Raw genomic sequence first — 6,118 nt, forward strand, 5'->3', positions numbered from 1 at the left:
GGTCAAGTCGGCCGCTATTATAGGTGGCCTTGCCGGCCGGGCCGGTGTCACACAGTGTTCTGTTTGCCGTGTCCTCTGCCTTTGACATCGTTCTGAGCGCCCGTGAGCAGGTTGCTCCGGGGCTGCTGCGGCTGCGTTTTGCCCGTGCCGATGGGCAGCCGCTGGCGCATCAGGCCGGTCAGTTCATCCAGCTGCACCTGGCCGACGCGCAGGGAACGCTCCAGCGGCGCAGTTACTCGCTGGCCAACCGCAGCGACCAGCCGCTGCCCGGCAACCAGTTTGAATTTGCCATCAGCCTGGTGCCGGGCGGATTGGCCGCCGGGCTGTTGTCGACGCTGCCGATCGGGGCGAGCGTACCGGCCAGCGGGCCGCTGGGGCGGTTTTGCCTGAATCCGGGCGACAGCAACCGGCGCTACCTGCTGCTGGCCACCGGTACCGGGGTGTCACCCTATCGGGCGATGCTGCCAGCTTTGATCGAGCGCATGCAGCAGGGGCTGGAGGTGGTACTGCTGCATGGCGCGCGCACCGCCGACGAGCTGCCCTATGCCGGTGAATTCCTTGCCCTGGCTGCCGCGCAGCCGCGTTTTGTGTATCTGCCCTGTGTGTCGCGGCAATGGCCGGTGGACCTGCCCGCTGCCTGCCAGGGCCATGTGCAGGAGCAACTGGCCCGGCTCAACCCGGACCCGGCGCACGACATTGCCTACCTATGCGGCAACCCGGCGATGATCGATGCCGGTTTTGCGCTGCTGCGTGCTGCCGGTTTTGGCATGCCGCGGCTGCGCCGCGAAAAATACCTGAGCCTGTCCGGCCAGGCCGCCGGGGCGTGATTGACGCCCCCCGGGGGATTGGGCACATTCGCCGCAGGGGCCATCCGGATGACAGGGCGCAGCAGCAACCAATGGCAGATGCTGCCGACGGGCAATGGCCGCACCATCGTCGCTGGTCTGGAGGTGCCGCCTGGCTGGGCGGCGCCGCATTTTCACCGGATTGATCATCCTGCGCAGGCTCCAGCTGAGCCTGCGCAGGGCACAGGGGTTGTCGCTCCCGGGTTTGATGCCGGGACTGCCAGGAGAAATGGAATGCGCAAGTTCACACGTGTGCTGCCGCTGCTGCCGCTATTCGGACTGCTGGGCTGCACCCCGGAGCCGGATGCCGGCCAGGCCGCGGCTGCCAGCCAGCGTCTGTATGGCCAGATCGCCTTCAGCCCCTGCACGCTGACCGCGGCGCAGGCAGCGGCCAATGTCGAGGCGCTGTGTGGCCGCTGGACGGTGCCGGAGGACCGCAGCCAGCCGCAGGGGCGGCAGCTCGATCTGCATATCGCCTGGCTGCCACCCAAGGACAACCAGGTGGGCCGTCCGGACCCGGTGTTCTTCCTTGCCGGTGGTCCCGGCCAGGCCGCCACCGAAGTGGCCAGCGTGGTCAAGGGCGCGCTGGCCGAAGTGCTCAAGACCCGCGATGTGATCTTCATCGACCAGCGCGGTACCGGCCGCTCCAACCCGTTGACCTGCGTCGATGCCCAGGGCCAGCCGCTGGCGCCGGCCAGTGATGCCACGGTCGATGTGGCGGCGGTGCGCGACTATGCGCGTGCCTGCCTGCAGGGGCTGGAGCAGCGTGCCGACCCGCGTTTCTACACCACCAGCGAGGCCATCGATGACCTGGACGCGGTGCGCCAGGCCCTTGGTGTGGAGCAGGTCAACCTGATCGGTGCCTCCTACGGCACCCGGGTGGCGCAGCAGTATGCCGCGCGTTACCGACAGCACACCCGTGCCATCGTGCTGGATGGGGTGGTGCCCAACGACCTGGTGGTCGGTGGCGAGTTTGCGCAGACCTTCCAGCGTGCGATCGAGCTGCAATCGGCCCTGTGCCGCGTCGATGCGACCTGTGCCGCGCGCTTCCCGGTCGATACCGCACAGCAGCTGGCGCAGGTCGTGGCCGATCTGAAGGCCAACCCGCGCAGCGTGGAATACCGCGACCCGTCCACTGCGCAGTGGCGCAACGAGCCGCTGCCGGCCGAGGCCGTCACCGGCCTGGCGTTTGCGTTTTCGTATGTGCCGCAGGCCGCGGCGTTGCTGCCGGTGGTACTGGACGAGGCCGCCGCCGGCCGTTACCAGGGCCTGGCTGCGCTGGCGCGTCTGGCCAGCGGGTCGATGGCCGGGCAGATCAACCGCGGCATGCAGTGGTCGGTGATCTGTGCCGAGGACGATGACCGCCAGGTGCCCGGCAGCGGCCAGGACACCCTGCTCGGGCCGCAGGTGGTGGAGTATTTCTACGCCGCCTGCCCGGTCTGGCCACGCGGTCAGCGCAGTGCCGGGTTCACCACGCCGCTGTCGGCCGATGTACCGGCGCTGCTGCTGTCCGGCGAGCTGGACCCGGTAACGCCGCCGGCCTATGGCGATGCGGTGGTCAAGCATCTGCCGGCAGGCCGGCATCTGGTGTTGACCGGTCGTGGGCATGGCACCCTGGCTGCCGGCTGCATGCCCGGCCTGCTGGGCCAGTTCATCGAGAGTACCGACGCCGCCGGCCTGGATACCCGCTGTCTGGAAAACCTGCGGCCGGTGCTGCCGTTCACCTCGTTCAATGGCTGGGAGCCATGAACCCACCGTCTGCCAGGAACCCACTCCGATGATTGTTGCTGAAAACCTGCACAAGCAGTTCAAGACACGTACCGGCACGGTGGCGGCGGTGACCAACGTCAGCTTTGCCGCCGCCGATGGCCAGATCACCGGTCTGCTCGGTCCCAACGGTGCCGGCAAGACCACCTCGCTGCGGATGCTCTACACCCTGATGACCCCGGACCAGGGCCGGGTCATCGTCGATGGCATCGAGGCGGCTGTCGACCCGATGGCGGTGCGCCGCCAGCTCGGCGTGCTGCCCGATGCGCGTGGCATCTACAAGCGGCTGACCGCGCGCGAGAACATCGCCTATTTCGGCCGCCTGCACGGCATGAGCGATGGCGCCATCGAACAGCGCATCGGCGTGCTGGCACGCGCGCTGGACATGAATGACATCCTGGACCGCCAGGCCGAAGGGTTTTCCCAGGGCCAGCGCACCAAGACCGCCATTGCCCGCGCGCTGGTCCACGACCCGCGCAATGTGATCCTGGACGAACCGACCAATGGCCTGGACGTGATGACCACCCGCGGCCTGCGTGGTTTCCTGCAGGAGCTGCGCCAGGAAGGGCGCTGCGTGATCTTCTCCAGCCACATCATGCAGGAGGTGGCGGCGCTGTGTGACCACATCGTGGTGATCGCCAAGGGCACGGTGGTGGCGGCCGGCAGTGCCGATGCGCTGCGTGCGCAGACCGGCCACAGCAACCTGGAAGATGCCTTTGTCAGTGTCATCGGCTCGGAGGAGGGCCTGCACGCATGAGCCTGTTGCGCACGGTATGGACGGTGATGGTCAAGGAACTGCGTGACCTCTCGCGTGATCGTCGGACCCTGGCCTTGAGCCTGCTGTTGGCCCCGTTGCTGTACCCGGTGCTGATCCTGGGGATGAGCAAACTGTCCGAGATGCGGGTACGCACGCAGCTGGAGGCGCCACTGCAGGTGCCGGTGGTCGGGGCCGGGCATGCACCGACCCTGGTCGCGTTCCTGGCCAGCGTCAACCTGCATGCGGTGGATCCTCCCGAGGACCTGGCCGCGGCGATCCAGAGCCAGCAGGTCGATGTCGCGCTGAGGATTTCCGAGGGCTTTGGCGAGAACTGGCGCGCCGGCCACCCGGCGCTGGTGGAGATCGTCTACGACAGCACCCGCCGCGATGCCGACATTCCCTCGGCACGGCTGCGTAGCGCGCTGGAAGCCTACAGCAGCCAGGTCGGCGCGCTGCGCCTGGTTGCCCGTGGCATCGATGCCCAGGTGGTGCGTCCGCTGGACATCGCCCGCCAGGACCTGGCCACCGCCGAGGCCAAGCGCGGTGTCCTGCTGTCGGTGCTGCTGCCGGTGCTGCTGACCCTGACCTCGTTCCTGGGCGGCGCCTACCTGGTGATGGACACCACCGCCGGCGAACGCGAGCGGCAGTCGCTGGAGCCGCTGCTGGTCACCCCGGCCTCGCGTTCGGCCATTGTCAGTGGCAAGATCGCCGCCGCCTGCGTGATCGGCCTGCTGACCCTGCTGCTGACCCTGCTGGCCTTCAAGGTTTCGGCCTCGCTGGCCGGCGGCAGCATTGGCCAGATGCTCAAGCTGGGCATCGGCGCGATGGCGCAGATGCTGCTGGTGATGCTGCCGATGCTGTTCATCGGTACCACCTTGCTGACCCTGCTCTCGGCCAGTGCCAAGAGCCTGAAGGAAGCGCAGAGCCATATGACCTGGCTGATGCTGCTGCCGATGCTGCCCGGCTATGCGTTGATGGTGTACCCGATCAAGAGCGCGCTGTGGCAGTTCGCGGTGCCGTTCCTGGCGCAGAACCAGATGCTTATCAAACTGATCCGCCAGGAGCCGATATCGGCGCAGACCTGGGCGGTGTATCTGGGCGCTGGGCTCGCGCTGTCGCTGCTGCTGTGGGCTGCCACGGTCTACCGCTACAACCAGGAGCGGCTGGCCATCTCCGGCTGAGCCAGGCTTGCCGCAACCACGCCAAGGCAACAAGAAACGGCCCGGGAAACCGGGCCGTTTTTTTGATCGGGCTGGCGCGGCGGTCCGCGCCGCCGGCTCAACCCTGCGGGCTGAAGGCCAGGGTGCGGCGTACCGTGGTCGGTGCAGCAATCGGCTCGTACTTCCAGCGGCGGACCGCGTTCATCGCTTCACGGTCGAAGATCCGCGCCGGCTGCGAGCGCAGCACGCGGGCGTTGGTCACCGAGCCATCGGTACCGACGGTGATTTCCATCAGCACCTCGCCGGCGGTACCGGCGCGCAGCGCATCGGCCGGGTAACGCGGTGCCGGGGTGCTGACCGCGCGCAGGGTCGGTGTCGATGCGGCGGCCGTGGTGGCCGCGCTCTGGCGTGCTGCGGCCAGACGTGCGGCTTCAGCGGCGGCCTTCTGCTCGGCTTCGCGGCGTGCTGCCGCGGTCTGCTGTTCGGTCTGCTCGGCCTGCTCACGTGCACTGGCCTCACGCGCGGCCTGCTGCAGGGAGGCCAGCTGCCGCGCTGCGGCCGCTTCGGCAGCCTGTTGCTGCGCCAGCCGCTGCTGCTCGACCTGCTGGGCAGAGCGCTGTTCGGCTTCGCGCTTGGCGCGCTCGTTCTCGCTGTCGGAACGACGCGCGACCAGCGCCTGGCCATCGGCGACCGCCTGCTTCAGGCGCGGCAGCGCCGGTGCCTGGGCATTGACGCGTTCGATCAGGCTCACCAGCCGGTTGGCTTCCTCGAAGTCTTCGCGGGTGATGTTCAATTCCGCTGCGGTCAGCGTATACGGCAGCAGGTCGGTCAAGGCACTGGCGACGTAGGGGTCATCCGGTGCCTTTTCCTTCACCGCCAGGTAGTACTCGATGGCGTTGTCGCCGGCCGGGGCATACATGCGGTTTTCGCGCAGGGCCGCACTGGCCTTTTCGCGCAGCTCATCCAGGTTCAGGTCAGCGGCAACCGAAGCCGGTGCGGCACTGCTGCTGGTTGCGCTGTCGGTAGCGGCAGCCGGTGCGGCCGTGTCACCGCCCGAGCAGGCGACCAGACCGCCGAGCAATAGCAGGGTCAGCAGCGGGCGCGCGCTGCCGGTGATGGTGAGGTGCGACATTTCAATTCCCCTTGAAGCGTTGACCTGGCAGTGGCATGGATCTGCCGTGGCCAGGCACGGACCCCGGTGGCTGGCAGACAGATCAGCATGGCCCGCAGCAGCCTGGAGCTGCCGCAAGGTGAACGAATAGTGAGCGAAATACCCGGTCAGCGGCAATAGATCGGCCACTTTCCGTGAGCTGCATCACGTTTTTCCTCGGGTTTTTACCGGCTGAACCGTCTCAACGGCAGCCGATCGCGCCGCCTCGCGCGGCCCCGGCCCCTGCCTGTGGTTTTGCCATGCCCGGCCGCTTGCTGTGCCGGGGCTGTCGTCTGCAAGGGCGGCGCTGGCGGCCGGGGCGGGCAAGCGCGCTGGTTGGCAACGCGCTTGCCCGATCACTGCCGCAACTGCGGGGTCGCGGCAGTGGTGGTCATCAGCGGCGCACGTCCACGCCGCCGTCGGACGCGGTTCAGTGCGG

Annotated in this window: 5 protein-coding genes; 4 read left to right on the forward strand and 1 reads right to left on the reverse strand. The window is 68.1% G+C overall.

Annotation, left to right across the window (positions count from 1 at the left end; all coding sequences use genetic code 11):
- Positions 1-68: 68 nt before the first annotated feature.
- The 4 genes from ABB25_RS11790 (at position 69) to ABB25_RS11805 (ending at position 4,550) form a co-directional block, all read left to right on the forward strand.
- Complete coding sequence (locus ABB25_RS11790) at positions 69-827, forward strand: FAD-binding oxidoreductase (protein ID WP_083488304.1); 759 nt, start codon at positions 69-71, stop codon at positions 825-827.
- A gap of 252 nt (positions 828-1,079) precedes the next feature.
- Positions 1,080-2,594 carry an alpha/beta fold hydrolase gene (locus ABB25_RS11795; protein WP_057667049.1) on the forward strand — a complete coding sequence of 505 codons (1,515 nt, stop codon included), beginning with the start codon at positions 1,080-1,082 and terminating at the stop codon, positions 2,592-2,594.
- A 28-nt stretch (positions 2,595-2,622) separates the two neighbouring features.
- Entirely contained in the window at positions 2,623-3,369 is a 747-nt protein-coding gene (locus ABB25_RS11800; RefSeq protein ID WP_057667050.1) for an ABC transporter ATP-binding protein, read from the forward strand.
- Positions 3,366-4,550: an ABC transporter permease gene (locus ABB25_RS11805; RefSeq protein WP_057667052.1), complete on the forward strand. Its 1,185-nt coding sequence runs from the start codon at positions 3,366-3,368 to the stop codon at positions 4,548-4,550. The genes ABB25_RS11800 and ABB25_RS11805 overlap by 4 nt, the downstream gene beginning before the upstream one ends.
- A 97-nt stretch (positions 4,551-4,647) precedes the next feature.
- Here the strand turns inward: ABB25_RS11805 and ABB25_RS11810 are convergent, their stop codons facing one another.
- Entirely contained in the window at positions 4,648-5,661 is a 1,014-nt protein-coding gene (locus tag ABB25_RS11810) for an energy transducer TonB (protein ID WP_057667054.1), read from the reverse strand.
- Positions 5,662-6,118 lie beyond the last annotated feature (457 nt).

The sequence above is a fragment of the Stenotrophomonas koreensis genome (genome assembly GCF_001431525.1).
Taxonomy (GTDB): domain Bacteria; phylum Pseudomonadota; class Gammaproteobacteria; order Xanthomonadales; family Xanthomonadaceae; genus Stenotrophomonas; species Stenotrophomonas koreensis.